Consider the following 19,876-nt stretch of genomic DNA (forward strand, 5'->3'; position numbering starts at 1 on the left):
TTTACTCGTGAATTCACACTGTTTACTCGTGAGTTCACGCTGTTTACTCGTGAATTCACGCTGTTTACTCGTGAATTCGCACTGTTTACTCGTGAATTCGCTGTTTACTCGTGAATTCACACTGTTTACTCGTGAGTTCACGCTGTTTACTCGTGAATCTACGCTATTTACTCGTGAATTCGCATTTTTATCATTTCATGCATAAAGAAAGCAGCGATTCCCTTAAGAATCGCTGCACCTCCTATTTATGCTCCTGCCCAAACATCTTTGGCATATCTGCCATTTTCCTCTAATGATTGCAGCCATATTGTGGCTTCTTCTTTCGATGTTTGATAGAAATGCATATAGCTTTCGATTAGTGTTCGTTCAACATCGGGTGCCATTTTGCTTCCGTCTCCGCAGATGTATAGGTGCCCGCCTTCTTTTAATAAAGGAAGGATTTCATGGGCGTTTTCCGCTAATCGGTTCTGGACGTATGTTTTTTCTTGACCGGGACATCTGGAGTAAGCGGTGTGCAGTGTTACAAGGCCTTCTTGTTCGGCTTGCACGAGTTCTTCTTGATAGAGGAAATCGTGTTCCGGATTACGGCATCCAAAGTAAAGGTGAGCAGCCCCTAAAGTTTCACCTTTTTCTTTCAAAGCGCGGCGTGCCTGTATGAATCCCCTGAATGGTGCAATTCCTGTCCCAGGTCCAATCATGATGATTGGTTCTCCTGTTTTCTCTGGAAGTTGGAAGTTGGATTGCGGCGTATTGATAAAGCAGGCCATTTTGTCTCCTTGGGAGCGATTAGCCAAATAATTCGATGCAATTCCTTTGTATTCCCCGTTTCCGCTCAAAGCTTCTCCACGGACGACGCTGACGGTGATGCTTGCTTCTCCTTCTTTGTGGAGTGGTGAGCTTGAGATAGAATAGTATCTTGCTTTTAAAGGTGGCAGTAAAGCCAGGAAACGTTCAAATGGGATTTCACATGCAGGATACTTTTCTATAAGGTCAAGCATGGTTATGCGCTTGTTCAGGATTTCTTGTTTATAGGTACTGTCCAAAAGTAGATCTTCAAGTTCTTTTACATGCGGAGGACATACCGTATGAGCGGCAAGCGCCCGAATTTGAGACCGGGTGGCGGGTTCTTGGAACTCCACATGGTTTGATAGTAATTCTTCTAGTTTTACCGGTTTTCCTGTAGGAAGATGGGCAGCTTTTCCGGAATCCCCAGTCAGATTCACGTAATCTTGACCGTTCAGATTAAATCGACTGAGCACTCGCTCGACAAGTTCCGATGGATTTTGCGGAAGTACCCCGAGATGATCGCCTTCCTGATAATGTATTCCCTCTGGCAGAGTTAATTCTATATGCCGTGTACTTCTTCCGCTATCTTCATGTTGTAATTCTACATTCCTTTTTACGATGGAAGTAAAAGCATGATGGGTGCGGGCAAGTGGTGTGCCGCTCACATCACTTACGAAGTTCATCGTAATCGAGCTGACTGCCCGATCATTCCTATTCACTTCAATGTTCAGGGTTTTGGCAAGATTCTGCCAAAGGGCTTCTGTCCATTTCTCGTAATCTCCTTCAAAGTCATCGCTTGCATCTCCATAGCCTGTTTCCGACAGCCGCACTGCTCCTTTTTGTTCCAGTTGCTCATCAATGACGATTGGAATGCGTTGGTACGTATTGGCCCAATTGCGGTCCCCGCAGCCGAAGATCGCATATTGAACACCATCCAATGTGTTACCCTTGCTTTCCTTCAGCCATGAAACGAAGTCACCTGCATTATCCGGTGGATTTCCATTATAAGATGCCGTGACTATAAGAACAGCTCCTTCTTGAGGAAGCCGATCGGTGTAATCATTTAAAGGGGCAACCTTGGCTTTGAAGCCTTGTCGCTTCCCTGTTTCGGCAAGGTCACGAGCAATCCCTTCCGCTGTTCCCATATTTGACCCAAACAGGACGAGTAATGGTGTCCCATGTGCTGATTCGCTTGAAGATACCGTGGCTTTTTTGTCCACTGGCTTTGATTCTGGAGGAGCAGCGGTAAATGACATCGCCGGCTTCCTCGGTGAAACGCGCATGGTCAATCCGTCCGGTTTGAGAGTCAAAGTTTCTTTAACATCCAATTGATATCCTTCATGATCGATCAAGTCAAAGTGCTGTAAAACCATACCAAGCATCAGTGTCGCTTCATGAAGGGCAAACTGCTGTCCGATACAGGCACGCTGCCCGTTTCCAAACGGTTTATAAGCATGATAAGGGATGGAATCCAAATCCTCGAACCGCTCTGGAATGAACGATTCAACATCATTACCCCAAACGGATGGATCACGGTGTAGTTCGGGAATGAGCAGCGAGAACACATCGCCTTTCTTCACATTATATTTTCCACCCAGCATGGTATCTTCTTTCGCATAAACGGAAAACGCCGGAGCTGTCGGCCACAGACGAAGCGTTTCATTCAGCACCATCCTTACATATTTCAGCTTTTTCACTTGTTTGTAATCAGGAACATCATCACCTAGCACTTCATCGACTTCCTGCTGCGCTTTTTTTAACTTATCTCTGTTATTCATGAGGAAATAGATGGCGAACGATAGGAGACCGCTCGTCGTTTCATGCCCAGCTATTAAAAAGGTAATGATTTGAAAGCGAATATTTTCATCATCCAGTGATAGGCCCGTTTCGGGATCGACTCCTTTCAACATATGGGAAAGAAGGTCATCTTCTCCCTGATCACCATTTTGTTTTCGGTCAGCAATCAATTCATCCACTAGAGAGACCATATATTGAATGTCTTCCCTGAATTGTTTTTTAGATTTGATCATCAGTTTATCTTGGATGCCAAGCCGCTGCGTTTGGCTCATCGCTTCATCCAACGCACGCACCATACTGGTGACAAATGGATGGGTGGTCTCCCGATAAAAGCTGTTAAAACGGTAATTGAACCCGCAGAGTCCAATCGTATCCAAGGTCAATCGTGTCATATCTTCAGGAACATCTATCCCATCAGCCGGATTCAATCGTGCCCATTTTTGAATGAGTTGGGTAGCAAGATCCACCATTTTGGCATGATATCCCTTCATTGCTTGCTGGCTAAAGCTGGGCAGCAGGATGTTATGGGCCTTTTTCCAATTTGGCTCCTCCGTTTCACTTGTGAAAAGGCCATCGCCGCCAAATGCTCTCACTTTTTGCAGGGCTGGACCGACTTTCTTATCAAACCTTGTTTCATCACAAATTTCTTTTGCGAGGTCGGCACTGGATACGAATGTAGTGATTCGACCCGGAAATTGAAACTGAAAAACCGGCCCAAGTTCTCGTGCCAGCTTCATGAAGGACTGAAGCGGCTTATCCTTATCAATGATAGGCAGGCTGCCTAGGGGGCCATATGTCTTTGGCTGTGGAAACTGAGTTGTGTTTTCCATTTTATTAGCACCTCTTTACAATAGTTTAGAATGCGGAATGAACGTTCATTCCGTTTACGTGTTAAAATTTACCAGTAATGCAATCGGACTGCATCCCAGAAGCTTTCCTCCACATCTGCCAAAAGTTTTGGGTCAGGATCTAACTCCCCGATGCGAACAAGTCGCTCAAGTTCAAGAAAAGCTCCATAAATGATGGCAATCAAAGCGGATGAAGGAAGCTCCTTTATTTCTTTTTTCTCTTTTCCTGATTCAAAGAAATTTCTAAATATATCCAATAACCCTTGAAAGCTAGCATGACTATCTTCATTTAAAAAATGGGCTCCACTATGGATTTTAATAAAATAAATTGCTTGCTCCTGCTCGGTTGTAAAGTGAACCATTGATTTAAAAATATGGTGAAACTGATTGCGAATTGAATCATCATGAGGAAATCCATTCTTGACCGTTTCAGTAAAAATATCCAAGTACTCTTGAAAAATCTTGTTGCCCAGCACTTCCTTATTCTCGAAATAACGATAAATGGTACCCGCTCCAACTCCAGCCGATGTAGCAATCATCGGAATCGTCGTCGCATCATATCCCCGTTCTGCGAATAGCTCTAAAGCGCTGGATACTATACTGTCTCGTTTATTTACTGCAGTGATCATAATGATTCACCCCTTTTTTTCAAGATGCGGAATGAATGTTCATTCCTTTCAGTGTAAGTGTATACCCAATAAAATCCCATCTCAATCGCGCATACTACCCAGATTTTGTGAATTATTTGTTAACAAAGGGGGATTAAAGTCTGGATTTTTTTATTTTCGAGGAATCAAACAGGTAATACGAACTATCATTTACCCATAAAAAAAGCTGTTAGTCACAGCTCTTCAAGTTTAAAACAGGATGATTTTCATGTTAATCCATTGAATCAAAGGTTCTTATGCATGATGATAGCGTTCAGATAGTTTCTTTTTATGGGCATTGAACACTTCTTCCAATGGGATATTGTACTTGTTCGCAATCACAATCAAGTTTCCTAGCACATCTCCCAATTCTTCGGTTAACTCCTGTTTGTTTTCTTCATACGAACCATTAACCTCATCAGGTCTATCCCTGCCAATTTCAAGGGAGCGAATGGCTCGTGCCACCTCGCCAGTTTCTTCTGCCAAAAAGCCGATGCGAATGAAAATGTCCAATTCTGACCATCCTCGTGCTTCATAATAATCTTTTACCCATTGTTGAAATTCAGTGACGTTCATATTCATCCGCCTTTCAGTTAGATTAATTCAAGTTTAACAAATCTTCCTGAATTTTGTATGATAAGAAAGGAAGATTACTAAAGGGGAGATGTGATATTTTGAAAAGTCTAGCTGTATTTTGTGGATCAAGCAAAGGTGCATCTGCTGTCTATGTAGATGAGGCTAAAAAACTGGGTGCGGAACTGGCAAAACGTAATATTACCCTGGTCTATGGAGGCTCAAGTGTAGGGATCATGGGCGCAGTTGCAGATTCCGTTCTGGAAGCAGGCGGAAAAGTAGTTGGCGTCATGCCAGATTTTCTAGAAAAAAAGGAAATAGCGCATAAGAACTTAACTGAATTGATCGTGGTGGAGTCCATGCATGAAAGAAAAGCAAAAATGGCTGAGCTTGCAGATGGGTTCATGGCTTTGCCAGGCGGGCCAGGAACATTGGAAGAATTCTTTGAGATTTTCACTTGGGCTCAGCTCGGTCTTCATCAAAAACCTTGCGGACTCTTAAATATCAACCACTATTATGATCCTTTGGTCGCTTTATTCAATCATATGTCCGACGAACAGTTCCTGCATGAAAAATTCCGTTCCATGGCGCTGGTAGATGTTGAACCAAATGGACTTCTTGATCAATTTAATACATATGAACCGCCAAGCGTAAAAACTTTCATTACCGAAAAACAAACCTGATCATAAAACAGCCGGCCAAGATCAATAATGACCTTGGCCGGTTGTGATAAACTGCTGCCTACTTAATGGTTACGGAAATATCAGGTTTAAATAATCTCCATGCCCTTTAATAAGTTGCACTTCATGTTCGGATGAAATCCAGAAGAAATGAAATGTCAGCCCCTCTTCATCTCCTCCACCCGTTGGCTGATGGTCCCATTCATCAGGAACATCATATACACGTATTTGATAAAAATATCTGTTATGTATGGCACCATCTGCGTTCTCCCAAAAATCTTCTGCAATAAACATCTGCACATGAAAATTTTCCAGACCTGTTTCTTCTTTCATTTCCCTAATCACCGCCTGGCAAGCATCTTCTTGAGGCCTCACTGTTCCCTTGGGTATCTGTATACCCGCTTCCTTAATGGGATGTTGAAAAACCAATACCTGTGTTACTCCCTTATTGATTCTTGTCACATACCCGTAGGCTTTTTTTATCGGCATCACCATCATTCCCCCGTTATTGCACATGATAGATCAATCACCAAAAGCAAATATGAGCTCTGTCTCGCATACAATTTCTCCATCGACAGTAGCCCTTCCTTTTCCTTTACCAATGGGACCTTTCAAGCGAGTAATCTCTACTTCTAAACGTAACTGGTCCCCTGGCCTTACTTGCTTTCTAAAACGACATCCATCGATTCCAGCCAAAAGCCCGATCCGCCCTTTATTTTCTTCTTTTGTAAGCATGACAACAGCACTAACCTGCGCTAATGCCTCCACGATCAATACGCCTGGCATCACTGGATAATTTGGAAAATGGCCAGTAAAAAACTCTTCATTTGCTGAAACATTTTTAATGGCCGCCGCTCTCTTTCCTTCTTCCAATTCCAGTACTCTATCAACTAAAAGAAATGGATAGCGATGCCTGATAATATCTTTGATTTCCTGGATATCAATCAATATTAAGTCCCCCATTGCAATGGATTGTTTTCCCTTTATTTTACCATCCAACAACATGATGTGGATATTTTTGTATTTATCACACTGCACTCCGTTCAACAAAAAAAGGCTGCCTGAGCAACCCTGTTTCTTGATTCCGCCTACAAATCCTTTGATCTTTTTTCCTTCGATTTTGTCAACGGGGATAGAATCATTTGTTCACACCTCTCATAGCCCCCTAATAATTTATGAATCAAGCTTATTTTAGGAACAACAATGTAAACCGCCAATCCTGAAATGGTGCTCAGGATAGCTCCGGCCAGCACATCCGCCGGAAAGTGGACACCTACCCAAATACGGGAAATGCCAACAAGGAAAGCCAGCATGATCCATAACAGCCACCATCCTCTTTTGAAAAGCCAAAAGGATATACAAAACGAGAAAAACAAGATGGTGTGATCGCTTGGAAATGAATTATCCACTGCCTTTTCAATCAGCTTATTAACATTGGTCAATTCAGCAAATGGCTGATTGTTTGAATGCAATTTCCCTGCCATCTTCCCCATCATTTCTGCTATTACAAATGTAATCATCCCACAAACAACCATCATTCTACTCTGTTCATTTCGAGTGAACCATATTACGATGACAGCTAATGCTAAGAAAAAAACCATGTACTCGGCAATGAAAATGGCAGAAGGGTTTAAATAATCATATTGTTTCCCTAGGTCATTGATCATTCTAAATACATTGATATTCAGCTCAAAAATATCCATTCCTTACCCAACCTTCCTCTTTTTCTTTCATATTAAAAGAGAAAGGAAGTAAATCTCCATCGTTCTTCCTAACAGTTCGATCCATTATCTTACAACTTTGTCACACGCGTGTTAGTTCCGCTAGTGTATTAAATCTTCTTGTATATTTCCTGAACACTCTATATAATCCATTAAAAAACGAGGAGGGATAAAAATGCTCCACATTCAGAAAAATTCCGATACTGTCATCATTGTCATCCACGAAATATATGGACTGAACCAACATATGCAGGGTTTTTGTGAGTTATTATCAAAACAGGGTTTAGATGTGATTTGTCCCGATTTGTTAGAACGGGAGACGCCTTTTGATTATTCCCAAGAGGAGGCTGCGTATCGGCATTTTATGGAGAACGTAGGTTTCACGGGCGCTTTACATAAAATAAAGGATATATTATCGGATATTAAAGATGAATACCAAAAGATTTTTATCCTTGGATTCAGTGCAGGGGCAACTGTAGCATGGCTGTGCAGTGAGGAAGAATGTGTCGATGGAATAGTTGGATACTACGGTTCGCGCATTAGGAATTATGCAGAATTAGCGCCACAATGCCCTGCATTGCTATTTTTCCCACTGGAAGAGCCTTCATTTAATGTGGACGAGTTAATTTCAGCTTTAGAAATACAGAATCTCGAAATTCATAAATTCAATGGAAAACACGGATTCAGCGACCCTTACAGCTCAAACTATCATGCAGAATCAGCACAGATAGCCGTTAGCAAAATGATGAAATTTTTTATGGATCATGAACATCGGCCTAATGCCGTTTTGCATTGATCCAATGTATCGAACCCGCATCACTATGGGGATGACAGTCATTTTGAACCTTTTTATACTCTGTTTCCAATTCTTTTAAAGTTAACTTCTTCAACTGTTCCACACTCTTATTTACAGTATGGATCATCAGTTTATAGATCAATGCCTCCCGCCTTTCTTCCACGCCCTTCCTCATTTCTCCATCTCCTTTTATTCTGAGATTATATGAAATTTATCCTTAGACAGGGGGAATGACCGTCGGATTCCTTCTCCCCGATTTTCCTTATTTTCATATATTCATTCTCTAAATCGGTTAAGGTCAATTCAAAAAGATGGCTGTCATTCTTTTTATAAACCCCCTCGTTAATTAACTTGTTTATCAGGAAGTTTCTTTTTTTCTCAATCGCTTTACGTAATAATATCCCCATGATAAATCCTCCTTATAATCTTTCGGCTTGCCCATTCAAAAAAACCGGAGACACCTCTTTACATGAAAGAAAAGTCTCCGGTTTTCCGGTCAATTAACCTATAATTCCTATTTAATTACTAGGTATTATTATTTTTAATGATACTAACTCTGTAATCCGCAGTCAATAATTTTTTTCCTGCATCTTATTTATTTTTGCTTCGCTTCATGAAATGCTGCTTTCACTTTATCCAACAGGTCTTGATCCGAAATCAATTTATACCCTGTAAGTGCAAGGGCTTTTGCTCCGGTCAGGATGGCTTTGTCTCCAGCAGGAGATTTGGCACAGTCGCGGAATTCATTCGTATGGGCAATCAGCTCATCATGGCCAATTTTTATGTAAGGATGTGCTGTCGGCACTACATGGCTTACATTACCTGCATCCGTCGAACCATAGCCGCTCTCTTTTCGAGGAGCCACCGCTTCCCCTAATTGAGCCAGTTCTTCTTTTAACAGTTCATCCAGGACTGGATTAATGACAAAATCGAGCACTTCATTTTGGAAGCGTTCAACTTTTACGTTACTTCCTGTGGCAAGTGCAGCACCTTCAGCAACAGCACGTATTTTTTTGGACACTTCTTGGCAAAGTTTCCATGTTGTTGCTCTAATGTAAAATCTGGCGGAAGCATATTCAGGAATGATGTTAGGCGCTTCCCCGCCATTGGTGATGATTCCGTGGATTTTGACCTCGGCTGGTAGCTGCTGGCGCAAAGCATTAATGCCATTGAACAGCTGAATCACCGCGTCAAGTGCATTCACGCCTTCTTCAGGTGCTGCTGCTGCATGCGCTGACTTCCCGTAAAAATGAAAATCAAGGGGGTCGACAGCCAAAAACGGACTTGTGACACCCGTTTTCCCGGCAGGGTGGATAAGGATCGCCGCATCCACCCCATCAAATAGACCGTGCTTCACAAAACTGCCTTTTGCGCTTCCATTCGGCCCGCCCTCTTCTGCCGGTGTTCCGAAAACAATCACCTCTCCGCCTGTTTCCTCCAGTACTTGAGCCAAGGAAATGCCAGCTGCAACACTCGTCGTGCCGATGATATTATGACCGCAAGCATGGCCTAAACCCGGCAATGCATCATATTCGGCTAAAAAGGCAATTGTGGGTCCTTTCTTTGAAGAGGTTTTTTTGGCGATGAATCCTGTTTCATGTCCGGCAATATTGCGGGTCACTTCAAATCCTTCGCTTCGAAGTATTCCGGTTAATGTATCCGAAGCGAAGAATTCTTGATTCCCAATTTCGGGTTTGGCATGAATGGCTTGACTCGTTTCGATATATAATTTGGAATGAAGGTCGATGTGATCTTCAATGATCTGCTGATGCTGCTTCTGCACTAATTCTCTCGCCATATTCGTATCTCCCCTTTTTGGTTTAAGGAGCCGGATAGGCATCTTGCATCCATCCGGCATTCCTCCACTTGGTCTCAAGCATTATTTTTCATTTGCTGGTTTTGTCCAAGCATCCTGGTAATTGACCAATTCATCGACAGAAACATATGCAGGAATGGTGTTTCCTTTAAACGTTTTTTCTATGAACGCTTCCACTTTTTTCGATTGATAAAGCTCCACTAATTTTTGCAGCTCAGGACGATCGGCATTTCCCTTTTTAACTGCAATGATATTAATATATGGTTTCGCCGTTTTACTTTCATGGAATAATGAATCTTTTAAAGTAAGGCCCGCTTCGACAGCAAAGTTATTATTGATGGCTGAAGCATCGGCATCATCCAATAAACGAGGCGTATTGCCGGCAGCAACAGGCTGGATTTTCAATTTTTTCGGATTATCCTTAATGATTTCCAATGATCCCGATCCATTGAATTCCTTTTTCAATGTAATCAATCCAGCTTCCTGAAGAAGGAGCAGTGCACGGCCGAAGTTTGTCGCTTCATTCGGAACGGCAATCGTAGCACCATCCGGAAGATCCTTAAGACTTTTATGTTTTTTCGAATAAAGGCCCATGGGCGCAATGACAGTCGACCCGATGGCCTCTAATTTCAGATTTTGATCTTGAACGAATTCATCGAAGTAAGCGACCGTTTGGAATGAATTGGCATCGATTTCACCTTCACTTAACGCAAGGTTCGGTTGGATATAATCATTGAAAGTGACCAGTTCGATATTAAGCCCTTCCTCTTTCGCTATATCGACAATATATTCCCATGTTCTCGTATCCCCGCTGCTGACACCGACTTTCACTGTTTTCACATCATCCGAACCGCCTGATGCACCTTCTTTTTTCCCGCATGCTGCAGACACGATGGCCAATGCCAATACGATGATCGTTAATAAGATTTTCTTCATTTCTCCTACCTCCTGTTATGTTTATCTTCTTCTGATTTTTCTTGAAACGAAATTCCCGGTGGATTGCAATAATTGAACGATGATCACGAGCGCCGCCACCGTGACGATCATCGTCATCGTATCGAACCTTTGATAACCGTAAGCCAAAGCTAGATCTCCGACCCCGCCTGCACCGACGGCACCTGCCATGGCCGTAGAACCAACAAGCCCGATTGTCGCTGTTGTAAATGTAAGGATCAATGAACTAAGTCCCTCGGGAATCAAAAAGCGGTAAATGATTTGCCATGTCGTCGCCCCCATCGCCTGAGCTGCCTCGATGATCCCTTTGTCCACTTCCAACAGGGAGTTCTCCACAAGCCGGGCAATATAAGGGGCCGCGTAAAAGATTAACGGAACAATGGCCGCATTCGTTCCGATTGCACTGCCTACAATCATTCTTGTAAACGGAATAAGTGCTACAAGCAAGATGATGAAAGGAACCGACCGCAATATATTGATGATCGGGTTCAATACATTAAAGACCCATTTATTCTCCAGGATGTGACCCTTTCTTGTAATGACAAGCAGGATACCGAGCGGAAGCCCAATCAATCCGGAAAATACCAATGAGATGGCTACCATATAAAGTGTGTCACCGAAAGCTGTCGACAGCTGATCTGCCGTTATTTCCATTCCCCAAAGCGTATTAACCATTAAATCTGCACCTCCTGGACGAGAATCCCCTCGTCTTTAATATATTGATAAGCCTTTTCCACCTCATTTTTGTTCCCGGTCACTTCGATGATCAAATTCCCGAAAGGCGTTTCCTGAATTTCAGAAATATTGGCTGATAAAACACTTAAATGAACATCATATTTCTTCGAGATCGTTGAAAGTAAAGGAGTACCCGAAGTAGTTCCAATAAAATTAATTTTCCAAATAATCGGGATATGGGACCCTATGCTTTTTAGGAAACTTTGTGGGATTTCGTCATGTATGACCGTTCTCACGAAGTTTTTTGCAATATCCGTTTGCGGCTTCGCAAAAACTTCGAAAACCGAACCTTGTTCAACGACACATCCGCCCTCCATGACCGCTACCTTATTGCAAATTTCCCTAATGACAGACATCTCATGAGTGATTAGCAGAATGGTGATATTGTATTCTTTATTGATTTTCTTTAAGAGCTGCAGAACAGCACTCGTTGTTTGTGGATCCAATGCCGAGGTAGCCTCATCACACAATAAGATCGATGGATTGGTAGCCAATGCTCTCGCAATGCCGATCCGCTGCTTTTGGCCGCCGGATAATTGTTCCGGATAACTCTTTGCTTTGCTCGATAAGCCAACGAACTCCAACAGCTCTCCTACCCGCTTTTTGATTTCTTTACCAGGGGTTCCCGATAAAATCAGCGGCATGGCGATATTATCAAAAACGGTCTTTGAGTTCAGCAAATTAAAATGCTGAAAAATCATCCCGATTTTTTTCTTTTCTGCCCGCAATTCCTTCGGGTTCAATTTGGTTAAATCCTTGCCCCCAACAATCACCGAACCATCTGAAGGATGTTCAAGCAAATTGACCAACCTGATCAACGTACTCTTCCCGGCCCCGCTATAACCGACTACACCGAATATATCCCCCTTTTCCACTGTCAAATTGATGCCCTTCAAAGCCTCGACAGTCTGTTTCTTTGTTTGATAAACCTTTTTGACATGTTGAAACTCAATCATCCAATCTCCCCCCATGCTGTTTATTTGTACGAATTCATTATCTAGAGAAGAGCTTTGCCAAGTTTCATAATGATAGGGTTAAATTTTTGGAATTCACGAGTAAATGCGCGGAATTCACGAGTAAATGCGTGAAACTCACGAGTAAATCTGCCAAACTTACGAGTAATTGCACCAATTCTCCAAATAACCATATACATTTTGAATAAACAAAAGAGGCCTCTTCCGTCATCAGACAGAAGAGGCCTCTTTTAGACATAAAAAAAGAGTAAACTCTTAAATTAATTATCTAAGAAAAGCTCCTTCTTATCTTTCAAACTTTCGTCCGTTGGAATTAGCACAGTATTTTTACAAAAGTAAAAACCCGCTGCCGAGGTATCATAGGGCCAAGTCCCTCCACATCTCTTGATAAGAATTAACGTTATATTTAATTATGTCCTTCACTATATATTCTAATTTCTCTAAAGTCAACCATATTTTTCATCACGCTAAATATTTTTATAGTATAGTGAATTGATAGATTTTAATTATATCAATATAACTTTAAATCGATTTGCTCATTCTCCATACAAGGTATTTTTCATTTTCTTCGCTTATCTTCTTCATGCCTGAATTCGTATATAAACGAATCGCCCTTCCATTATCCGGAGAAACCCTTAAATGATATTCGGAGACGTTAAATTGCCTGAAAAAGTTTTCTGCATAGCGAACCAATTCCTTGCCAAGGCCTTTACTGCGGTAATCGGGAATAAGATAAAAAAGATTCACATAGCCAATCTCTGTTCCTTCATACTCCCGAATTTGAAGTTCCATCTGGCCAATCGGTTCTTGGTCCTTTTCAATGATCACCTGTCATCCGGAAATTTCCGGACCCGTTCTTTCATTCGTTGCAGATATGTATTCTCATCTCCAAAACCATCTTCAGATCCAAAACTTACAACATAGGAATCTTTCCTAAATTTAATGATAATCTCTTTATCTTTATCGGTATCAATGGTACGAAAGATCAGATTCACCCACCCCAATCATTTTATTGAAATATTTTTTTAAACAAGCAAATCTCATTTTACTTACGCATTTTTATGATAATTCTTATTCATAAATAATAGGCCTAGCGGGGCCCTTTCGTTTTCGTGCCTTGATGAAAAAACATTTGCCATCTTCCATTCGTACATTTCCAGATTGAACTCCTTAAGGTATGTTCCACTTTATCTTCATCAAAAATCCGGTACGTCGTTAAAACGGTATCCTCAGACAATGGATGCATATCAAATTGACTTATTGTCATCTTCACCGATCCGGCTCCCTCTTGTCCCAAAAAATCGTTTTTAGACCATATGTTACCCGAACTGCCGAACTCAAAGAAATCATCTTTCAATAATATTGAAAGCTCTTCTGGTGATTTACGGACTTCAGATTTTAACAATTTCTCCTCTAGCTGATACAAATGCTCTTTTAATAATGAAGATTCACTATCCATTCATCTTGTCCTCCTTTTTCAGCTATTGGTGAAATTCATGATCCATTGTGGCAAAGATTTTTTATCCAGTTGGTTAATATTTTGCGGTCAGCAGCATTTTTTGTATTTAACCATTTTTGCCATACCTACTTTGTTTCCATATTTCCAAGAAACTGGACTCAGGACGGATTTCAGAGTGTTAGTTACAATTTATTCTACATTACTAGCGGTCATTCCTTTTTGACGGCCATTCGCTGCGAACTATTCCTTACTGGTCCTCCCACATCTTCATCATTGGGTCCATAAAAAGAAGGAGCTGCAAATGGCAGCTCCTTTCAGACTGTAGACAAACTCGATGTTAAGATTGGGAGTTAAAATATGAATGTTGATTTCCACTCCAGGCACTCGCTTTCCGCGGGCGGTCCGGGAGCCTCCTCGGCGCTCTTGGCGCCTGTGGGGTCTCCCTTGGACTCGCTTTCCCGCAGGAGTCTCGTACCTTCCGTTCCAAGCAACTTTGTTTAAATATTCACACTGCACCCCTTTTGTCTACAAACTCGAATGAGCTGCAAATGGCAGCTCCTTTTTCTGTGCATCCGTTTGTTTTCCCACCAGGTTAACGTGATAGTGTACCTTGCAGGCGATTCGTTTCGGCGATTACTTTTTCTTCATCGATCGTTAAGCAATGTCTTTCTTTCACGACCATTTTGCCATCGATATACACATCACAAACATCATTTCCGCGTGCTGCATAAAGCAGGTGCGAATAGGCTTCACTCAGCGGCTGCAGGTGTTCTTTGTCATATGGGTAAATGGTGATGAAATCTGCTTTTTTACCAGCTTCCAGTGATCCTGTATGGCTCATGCCTATCGCTTCTGCTCCCATTCTTGTGGCCATGGCTAGTGCTGTTTGGGCAGAGAATTTAGTGGCATCCTTATAGATTCCTTTTTGCAGTAATGCAGCTGTCCTCATTTCTTCGAACATATCGAAGTTGTTATTGGAGGCGACGCCATCTGTTGCTACTCCCACTTTAATGCCTGCATCAAGAAGGCTGACGACATCGGCAATTCCAGATCCGAGCTTCAGGTTACTGATTGGATTGTGGGCAACGCGAACATCATGCTGTTTCAGTATCGCCCGCTCTTCATCATTGAGAACCACACCATGTGCCATCACGGTAGGCTGATCGAACAGACCTAGACGGCGAAGGTGCTCGACAGGACGGGATCCGTAACGCTTTTGGATGTCGAGGATTTCAAAATCCGTTTCCGATACGTGGATGTGCACCATCAAATCATTCTCTTTTGCAATCCGTGCACTTTCCATGATCGCTTCAGGTGTGCAGGCATATGGGCTATGTGGGGCGACCATGGCAGTCAGGCGTCCATCGGCAAACGTTTTATAGTTTTTTGAAAACATTTCTGCCCCCATGAGGTTCGCTTTTTGGTCTTTTTCGGTACCCAAGCTGAAGATCGTGTAGGAGAAGGCTCCGCGCACTCCTGTTTCGCCTATCGTCTCCATGACAGCACCTGCATCTATTCCATTCGGATTAAACATATCCGAAAATGTCGTGGTTCCTGATTTCATCATTTCCATAATGCCAAGCTGAGAGCTTACAGAGGCGATTTCCGTTGTAAACTGGCTTTCAAGCGGCCATATTTTCGTTTCAAGCCATGGCTTCAGCAGCATATCGTCCCCGATACCGCGTAAAAGGGTCATTACAATATGCGAATGGGCATTCACAAGGCCTGGCATGATCCATTTCCCGCCAAGGTTGACCACTTGATCTGCATCTGCCAATTGTTGTTCATCATGCTGGCCGATGTAGGATATGGTACGATCTTGTACAATCATCATGCCGTTTTCAAAGATTTGATTTTCCTTGTCCATAGTAAAAAATATAGCATTCACATATATGGTTTTCATAAGTAGTTCCTCCAAAGTCGTATCATGTATCAACATGGTCTATTCCGCATTCTAAACTAGCACCTTACAGGTAATCAAGTAATTCCATATTATCAGGGGTCATTTTCATTTACCTTAGGAACCTATTGGAAGAGCTCCAAGATGCATGACTCATGCGAAATTAGTTGTTTAAGAAAATCTTCCCTCCATTGCTGGCGACTTGAATGGCTTTTTGCACATCTTGAAGGCTGTAGTAGGAAGCCGGCATCATGAACTTCAATCTTTTATCATTAATGAAACCCAACAAAAGGTTAAACATTTCATGCCAAGTTTGTACAGAAGCCTGCTGATTCCAATGCCGAAGATGAAACATTTTAACTTCCACTTTTGTCCTTTGTGAAATTTCCGCCCAATTTACAGACTGTCCTGATAAAAGGCCGATCGTTAATAAGATGCCATTAGGCCGAACACAAAAAGCTAGCTCTGAACCATCGTTGCCGCCCACTGAATCTATGGCCGCTTTCGCTCCGCGCCCATTCGTCCATTCCATCACTTCATCATGCAAGGATGATCGGGACGTATCGATCACATATGAAGCACCAAGTTTAAGCAGTTCCTCCGTATACTTATTGTTTCTCGTATCAGCAATCAGCTTAAATCCAAGTATCTTGGATAACTGGGCAAGGATACGCCCAATGGCAGATCCGCAAGCATTTACGAGTAATACATCATCCGGTTTCAATGCCAATACTTCTGTACAGATTAGCCATGCGGTTATCGGGTTTATATATAATTGCGCTGCAATATAATCCTCGATCGAATCGGGAATGACGATGGCCAAATCCGCTGATGTTTTAACATATTCCTGCCAGGTCCCTTCACCGCGCAAAGGCAGAACACGCTTGCCTATCAGCTCGTTCGAAACCGATGGACCCACCTCTTCTACAATGCCGACCCCTTCATAACCGGGTATGGAAGGCAAGGGAATTCGGTGGGAATATGCACCGCGAATGGGCAGCAAATCAGACGGGTTAATGGGACGTGTAGTCATCCGAACGAGGACTTCCCCCTCGAACGGTTTTTGAATACATTTATTTTCAACTTTTAAAACCTTTTGCGGATTCCCGAACTCATAGAACTTAACACATTTGGCTTCCAAGATGATAATCCTCCTTCAATTCATTAGTCTTTCTATTTTATCATTTAAACTGATCCCACCTGGCACTTAAAGAGCTTTTAACCCTGGATTTATGTTCATGTATTGTGGTTTTTCACGTGTTAATCCCTTTACATAAATTTACGTTAAGAATCTTCTTATTTTTCCAAGCATATGCTTTATAAAACGTTTGTTTATACAAGGGGTGGAGAGGTTGAATAAAGTAGGAAAAGATGATTTTGTATCTGGGTTCGTACCACATCATAATCATGGATCTGTTGATTATACCTCCGTAGCTGAAGGCCATGTCCATCAATGTTTAGATGTAACTTCCACGCCAATTCCCTCACCGGTGGGGGGAGAGAGTCAAAATAGTGTAGGATCTGTGAGAGGTGAGGAGTGGCAGAGGCATTAGTAGGAGGCATATTCGGGACCACCCATTCCGGTTGGAAATGGCATGCACGTTCACTATTACGATTTTCACACAACGGAAGATGATGGGCATAGCCATAGAATTAAAGGGATCGATCAACCTGCTCCAGGGAATAAATAAGATACATGATAAACAAAAAACATCAGGGGGATGTGAAATCCCCCTGATGTTTTTTTGCCTTCGATCGTCTGACTCTAAATGCATCCAATCAACGTTCAAATCCCACAAGCAAGATTAGATCTTATTCTTGCCTTCCAGGTTATCTTAGTGAAACATTCCCTTTAAAAAGCGATACAGTCCGTCTTCTCGATATGAATGCTCCGTCACTTCAGCGGCTTGTTCTTTGACCAGGTCCGTGGCGTTTTTCATGGCAACGCAATGCCCGGCGAGTTGGAATAACGGGAGGTCATTTTCGCCATCGCCTACTGCCAGGATATTTTCCGGTGCCAGCTGGAAATGCTTCAGCAGCAGGTGAACGCCTGTTGCTTTTGTGATGCCTTCCACGGTCACTTCTACATTATGATGGGTGGAGGAGGCTGTGGTAAAGGCATTGTACTGCTTGATTTTCCCCAGCTCCGCTTTCCATTTTCGAATCGTATTCATTTCATTGCTGAAGAAGTAGATTTTGGCTACGCTGCCTATATCCAGTTGTTCTGACCATCTTATTTTGTCTTCCACTGCATCCTGTCTTGATAGCCATTCATTTTCATCGACTGTCTCAGGCTTTGGCATCAAACCTTGTTTAACCATATAGTCTTTATCTTTAAGTAATGCCATCCGTGTTCCATCGTTCGGATGAACTTCGTAAAAAATCTCTTCCGCTCCTGCTTTGGCGACCAATTCTTCCACAAGTTCCGGCGGCAGGGCGTGTTCGACTATCTGCTTCTTTCCGATGAATACGGACATTCCATTGGCAGTCACCACTCCATCGGCTTCCATGCCGGATGGCAAAACGTCCCTCATTTCTTCAAGCGTCCTTCCTGTTGCAATGAAAATCAGCTTGCCTCTTTTCCTGAGTTCGCCTATGTATTGTTCCAGCGTCTCGTTCACAGTGTTTCTTTCGTTCAATGTCGTGCCATCCAAATCGAGCACAATCGCTTTGTTGGTCATGCAAATCACCTCAAAAATCCGATTGATATGAAAATGCCAACAGCCCATTATCTATAAAGATCTTAGGCTGTTGGTTTCATTCATTTATTTTTGTTTCTTTACTTATCAGTATAACAGTTTAGGATAATCCTAAAAGTTTCATGACGCTTAGGATCAAGAGACCGACCACACCAAAGTCCGAATCACCGAATGTGGTACCTTCGAACCCTACATCCCCCAAGAAGACCAGGAGTATTGCCGGCAGGAAACTAATGATGAGCCCGTTGGCAAAGGATCCTAGCATCGCTCCGCGTCTGCCTCCTGTGGCATTTCCGAATACTCCTGCTGCAGCTCCGGTGAAGAAATGCGGTACGAGCCCTGGAACGATTACTTTCAATCCAAGTACCGGAAGGAGGAACATGGATAATAGTCCAGCCAAGAAACTGAATAGGAACCCGATGATCACTGCATTTGGAGCGAATGGAAAAATGGTCGGACAGTCCAATGCAGGTTTTGTATTCGGCGCGACTTTATCGGCAATCCCTTTGAATGCAGGGACGATTTCAGCAATTAACATCCGTACTCCTGCAAGGATGATATAGACTCCTGCAGCGAATGTTATCGCCTGGATGAAAGAGAATACGATGAAGTTCGAACCGCCGGATAATTCCGTTTCAATATAGTTCTGTCCGGCAAATAATGCGACGATCACGAAGAACATCGTCATTGTAAGCGATACAGCGACTGATGTGTCCCTCAGGAATCCTAAAGATTTTGGAACCTTGATTTGCTCTGTCGTTTTTTCCTTATTTCCAAACCATTTTCCAACAGTCGCGGATACAAAATATCCTATTGTCCCGAAATGTCCGATGGCAAAATCATCGCTTCCGGTAATCTTCCGTACGTATGGCTGAAGGAGGGCTGGGAACATCACCATGCATACTCCCAATAGAATGGAACCGACCAAGATAAGCGGAAATCCATCGAGCCCGCCGACCGAAAGCGTGACTGCAAGTAAACAAGCCATGAATAAGGTATGGTGTCCCGTTAAGAATATATATTTAAATGGCGTGAAACGAGCCAGCAAAACATTGACAACCATACCAAAAACCATGATTAGTGCAGTCGAAGTCCCAAAATCACTTTGGGCGGCTGCGACAATGGCTTCGTTATTCGGTATGACGCCTTGTACATTGAATGCATGATCGAACATTTTACTGAATATATCAAGGGCGCCAATGAGCACTGCCGCTCCCGCTCCAATGATAATGAAGCCCATGACGGTTTTTAGCGTTCCAGATACAACATCCGCACTGGATTTCCGCTGTAACAGCAGGCCGATGAGGGCAAACAGCCCCACAAGTATGGAAGGTGTACCCAAGATGTCATTCATGATAAGTTCCAGCATTGCCTCTCCCCCTCTTCTTATGTTTACTTCTTATAGATGTGAAGCCAACTTCGATGTGATTTCAGGAATGCTCATCATGTTTTCCAGTGTGACGATCGTCCGGGTTCCATCATCCAGCTGAC

Annotated in this window: 21 protein-coding genes, 1 pseudogene and 1 riboswitch; of the genes and pseudogenes, 3 read left to right on the forward strand and 19 right to left on the reverse strand. The window is 42.7% G+C overall.

The annotated features are described in order from the left end of the window. Nucleotides 1–245: 245 nt before the first annotated feature. From ACFVSH_RS13395 to ACFVSH_RS13405, 3 genes are all read right to left on the reverse strand, one after another. Nucleotides 246–3,413 carry a bifunctional cytochrome P450/NADPH--P450 reductase gene (locus ACFVSH_RS13395; protein ID WP_387603618.1) on the reverse strand — a complete coding sequence of 1,056 codons (3,168 nt, stop codon included), beginning with the start codon at nucleotides 3,411–3,413 and terminating at the stop codon, nucleotides 246–248. 68 nt (nucleotides 3,414–3,481) lie between these two features. Continuing rightward, nucleotides 3,482–4,060: a TetR/AcrR family transcriptional regulator gene (locus tag ACFVSH_RS13400; RefSeq protein WP_387603615.1), complete on the reverse strand. Its 579-nt coding sequence runs from the start codon at nucleotides 4,058–4,060 to the stop codon at nucleotides 3,482–3,484. A gap of 273 nt (nucleotides 4,061–4,333) precedes the next feature. Further along, nucleotides 4,334–4,654, reverse strand: a complete 321-nt coding sequence (locus ACFVSH_RS13405) for a MazG nucleotide pyrophosphohydrolase domain-containing protein (RefSeq protein ID WP_387706360.1) — start codon at nucleotides 4,652–4,654, stop codon at nucleotides 4,334–4,336. Nucleotides 4,655–4,752: 98 nt separating this feature from the next. On the opposite strand from ACFVSH_RS13405, the gene ACFVSH_RS13410 reads away from it, so the two are divergent. Next, the gene (locus ACFVSH_RS13410; protein WP_192206446.1) at nucleotides 4,753–5,334 is read left to right on the forward strand and encodes an LOG family protein; all 582 of its coding nucleotides are present in this window, start codon (nucleotides 4,753–4,755) and stop codon (nucleotides 5,332–5,334) included. 69 nt (nucleotides 5,335–5,403) lie between these two features. On the opposite strand, the gene ACFVSH_RS13415 is transcribed toward ACFVSH_RS13410, so the two are convergent. The 3 genes from ACFVSH_RS13415 to ACFVSH_RS13425 form a co-directional block, all read right to left on the reverse strand. Continuing rightward, complete coding sequence (locus ACFVSH_RS13415; protein ID WP_387603611.1) at nucleotides 5,404–5,820, reverse strand: NUDIX hydrolase; 417 nt, start codon at nucleotides 5,818–5,820, stop codon at nucleotides 5,404–5,406. A 33-nt stretch (nucleotides 5,821–5,853) separates the two neighbouring features. After that, the gene (gene fabZ, locus ACFVSH_RS13420; protein WP_387706380.1) at nucleotides 5,854–6,279 is read right to left on the reverse strand and encodes a 3-hydroxyacyl-ACP dehydratase FabZ; all 426 of its coding nucleotides are present in this window, start codon (nucleotides 6,277–6,279) and stop codon (nucleotides 5,854–5,856) included. Between the two features lie 140 nt (nucleotides 6,280–6,419). Then, nucleotides 6,420–7,034 carry an undecaprenyl-diphosphatase gene (locus ACFVSH_RS13425; protein WP_387603608.1) on the reverse strand — a complete coding sequence of 205 codons (615 nt, stop codon included), beginning with the start codon at nucleotides 7,032–7,034 and terminating at the stop codon, nucleotides 6,420–6,422. Nucleotides 7,035–7,227: 193 nt separating this feature from the next. Here ACFVSH_RS13425 and ACFVSH_RS13430 point away from each other — a divergent pair, with 193 nt between their 5' ends. After that, nucleotides 7,228–7,848, forward strand: a complete 621-nt coding sequence (locus ACFVSH_RS13430; protein ID WP_387603605.1) for a dienelactone hydrolase family protein — start codon at nucleotides 7,228–7,230, stop codon at nucleotides 7,846–7,848. On the opposite strand, the gene ACFVSH_RS13435 is transcribed toward ACFVSH_RS13430, so the two are convergent. The 11 genes from ACFVSH_RS13435 to ACFVSH_RS13485 all read right to left on the reverse strand — a co-directional run bounded on the left by ACFVSH_RS13435 (nucleotide 7,829) and on the right by ACFVSH_RS13485 (nucleotide 16,827). After that, nucleotides 7,829–8,023, reverse strand: coding sequence for a Fur-regulated basic protein FbpA (locus tag ACFVSH_RS13435; RefSeq protein WP_387603602.1), 195 nt, complete (start codon nucleotides 8,021–8,023; stop codon nucleotides 7,829–7,831). The two genes, ACFVSH_RS13430 and ACFVSH_RS13435, sit on opposite strands and share 20 nt — an antisense overlap. A 25-nt stretch (nucleotides 8,024–8,048) precedes the next feature. Next, nucleotides 8,049–8,255, reverse strand: coding sequence for a Fur-regulated basic protein FbpA (locus tag ACFVSH_RS13440; protein WP_387603599.1), 207 nt, complete (start codon nucleotides 8,253–8,255; stop codon nucleotides 8,049–8,051). Between the two features lie 188 nt (nucleotides 8,256–8,443). After that, a complete protein-coding gene (locus ACFVSH_RS13445) occupies nucleotides 8,444–9,646 on the reverse strand; it encodes a M20 family metallopeptidase (protein ID WP_387706362.1) in 1,203 nt (400 codons plus the stop codon). 81 nt (nucleotides 9,647–9,727) lie between these two features. Continuing rightward, nucleotides 9,728–10,600, reverse strand: a complete 873-nt coding sequence (locus tag ACFVSH_RS13450) for a MetQ/NlpA family ABC transporter substrate-binding protein (protein WP_387706364.1) — start codon at nucleotides 10,598–10,600, stop codon at nucleotides 9,728–9,730. A 21-nt stretch (nucleotides 10,601–10,621) separates the two neighbouring features. Then, nucleotides 10,622–11,272: a methionine ABC transporter permease gene (locus ACFVSH_RS13455; RefSeq protein WP_053537357.1), complete on the reverse strand. Its 651-nt coding sequence runs from the start codon at nucleotides 11,270–11,272 to the stop codon at nucleotides 10,622–10,624. A 20-nt stretch (nucleotides 11,273–11,292) separates the two neighbouring features. Continuing rightward, nucleotides 11,293–12,309, reverse strand: a complete 1,017-nt coding sequence (locus tag ACFVSH_RS13460) for a methionine ABC transporter ATP-binding protein (RefSeq protein ID WP_387603593.1) — start codon at nucleotides 12,307–12,309, stop codon at nucleotides 11,293–11,295. 300 nt (nucleotides 12,310–12,609) lie between these two features. Beyond that, a riboswitch (SAM riboswitch) is annotated at nucleotides 12,610–12,721 on the reverse strand. Nucleotides 12,722–12,849: 128 nt separating this feature from the next. After that, on the reverse strand, nucleotides 12,850–13,155 hold the full coding sequence (locus tag ACFVSH_RS13465; RefSeq protein WP_387706366.1) for a GNAT family N-acetyltransferase: 306 nt from the start codon (nucleotides 13,153–13,155) through the stop codon (nucleotides 12,850–12,852). After that, complete coding sequence (locus ACFVSH_RS13470) at nucleotides 13,152–13,322, reverse strand: hypothetical protein (protein WP_387706368.1); 171 nt, start codon at nucleotides 13,320–13,322, stop codon at nucleotides 13,152–13,154. Before ACFVSH_RS13470 ends, ACFVSH_RS13465 begins: the two co-directional genes overlap by 4 nt. 95 nt (nucleotides 13,323–13,417) lie before the next feature. Then, nucleotides 13,418–13,786, reverse strand: a complete 369-nt coding sequence (locus tag ACFVSH_RS13475) for a nuclear transport factor 2 family protein (RefSeq protein WP_387706370.1) — start codon at nucleotides 13,784–13,786, stop codon at nucleotides 13,418–13,420. Between the two features lie 592 nt (nucleotides 13,787–14,378). Continuing rightward, nucleotides 14,379–15,689 carry an amidohydrolase family protein gene (locus ACFVSH_RS13480; RefSeq protein ID WP_387706372.1) on the reverse strand — a complete coding sequence of 437 codons (1,311 nt, stop codon included), beginning with the start codon at nucleotides 15,687–15,689 and terminating at the stop codon, nucleotides 14,379–14,381. Between the two features lie 160 nt (nucleotides 15,690–15,849). Further along, nucleotides 15,850–16,827, reverse strand: a complete 978-nt coding sequence (locus tag ACFVSH_RS13485; RefSeq protein ID WP_387706374.1) for a zinc-dependent alcohol dehydrogenase family protein — start codon at nucleotides 16,825–16,827, stop codon at nucleotides 15,850–15,852. Between the two features lie 211 nt (nucleotides 16,828–17,038). Here ACFVSH_RS13485 and ACFVSH_RS13490 point away from each other — a divergent pair. Beyond that, nucleotides 17,039–17,377: pseudogene (locus ACFVSH_RS13490) on the forward strand (YmaF family protein). Between the two features lie 144 nt (nucleotides 17,378–17,521). On the opposite strand, the gene ACFVSH_RS13495 reads toward ACFVSH_RS13490, so the two are convergent. Continuing rightward, nucleotides 17,522–18,367, reverse strand: coding sequence for an HAD family hydrolase (locus ACFVSH_RS13495; protein WP_387706376.1), 846 nt, complete (start codon nucleotides 18,365–18,367; stop codon nucleotides 17,522–17,524). A 118-nt stretch (nucleotides 18,368–18,485) separates the two neighbouring features. Next, complete coding sequence (locus ACFVSH_RS13500) at nucleotides 18,486–19,754, reverse strand: PTS ascorbate transporter subunit IIC (protein WP_387603573.1); 1,269 nt, start codon at nucleotides 19,752–19,754, stop codon at nucleotides 18,486–18,488. Nucleotides 19,755–19,876 lie beyond the last annotated feature (122 nt).

The sequence above is a fragment of the Peribacillus sp. NPDC058002 genome (assembly GCF_042886655.1).
Lineage (GTDB): Bacteria > Bacillota > Bacilli > Bacillales > DSM-1321 > Peribacillus > Peribacillus aracenensis.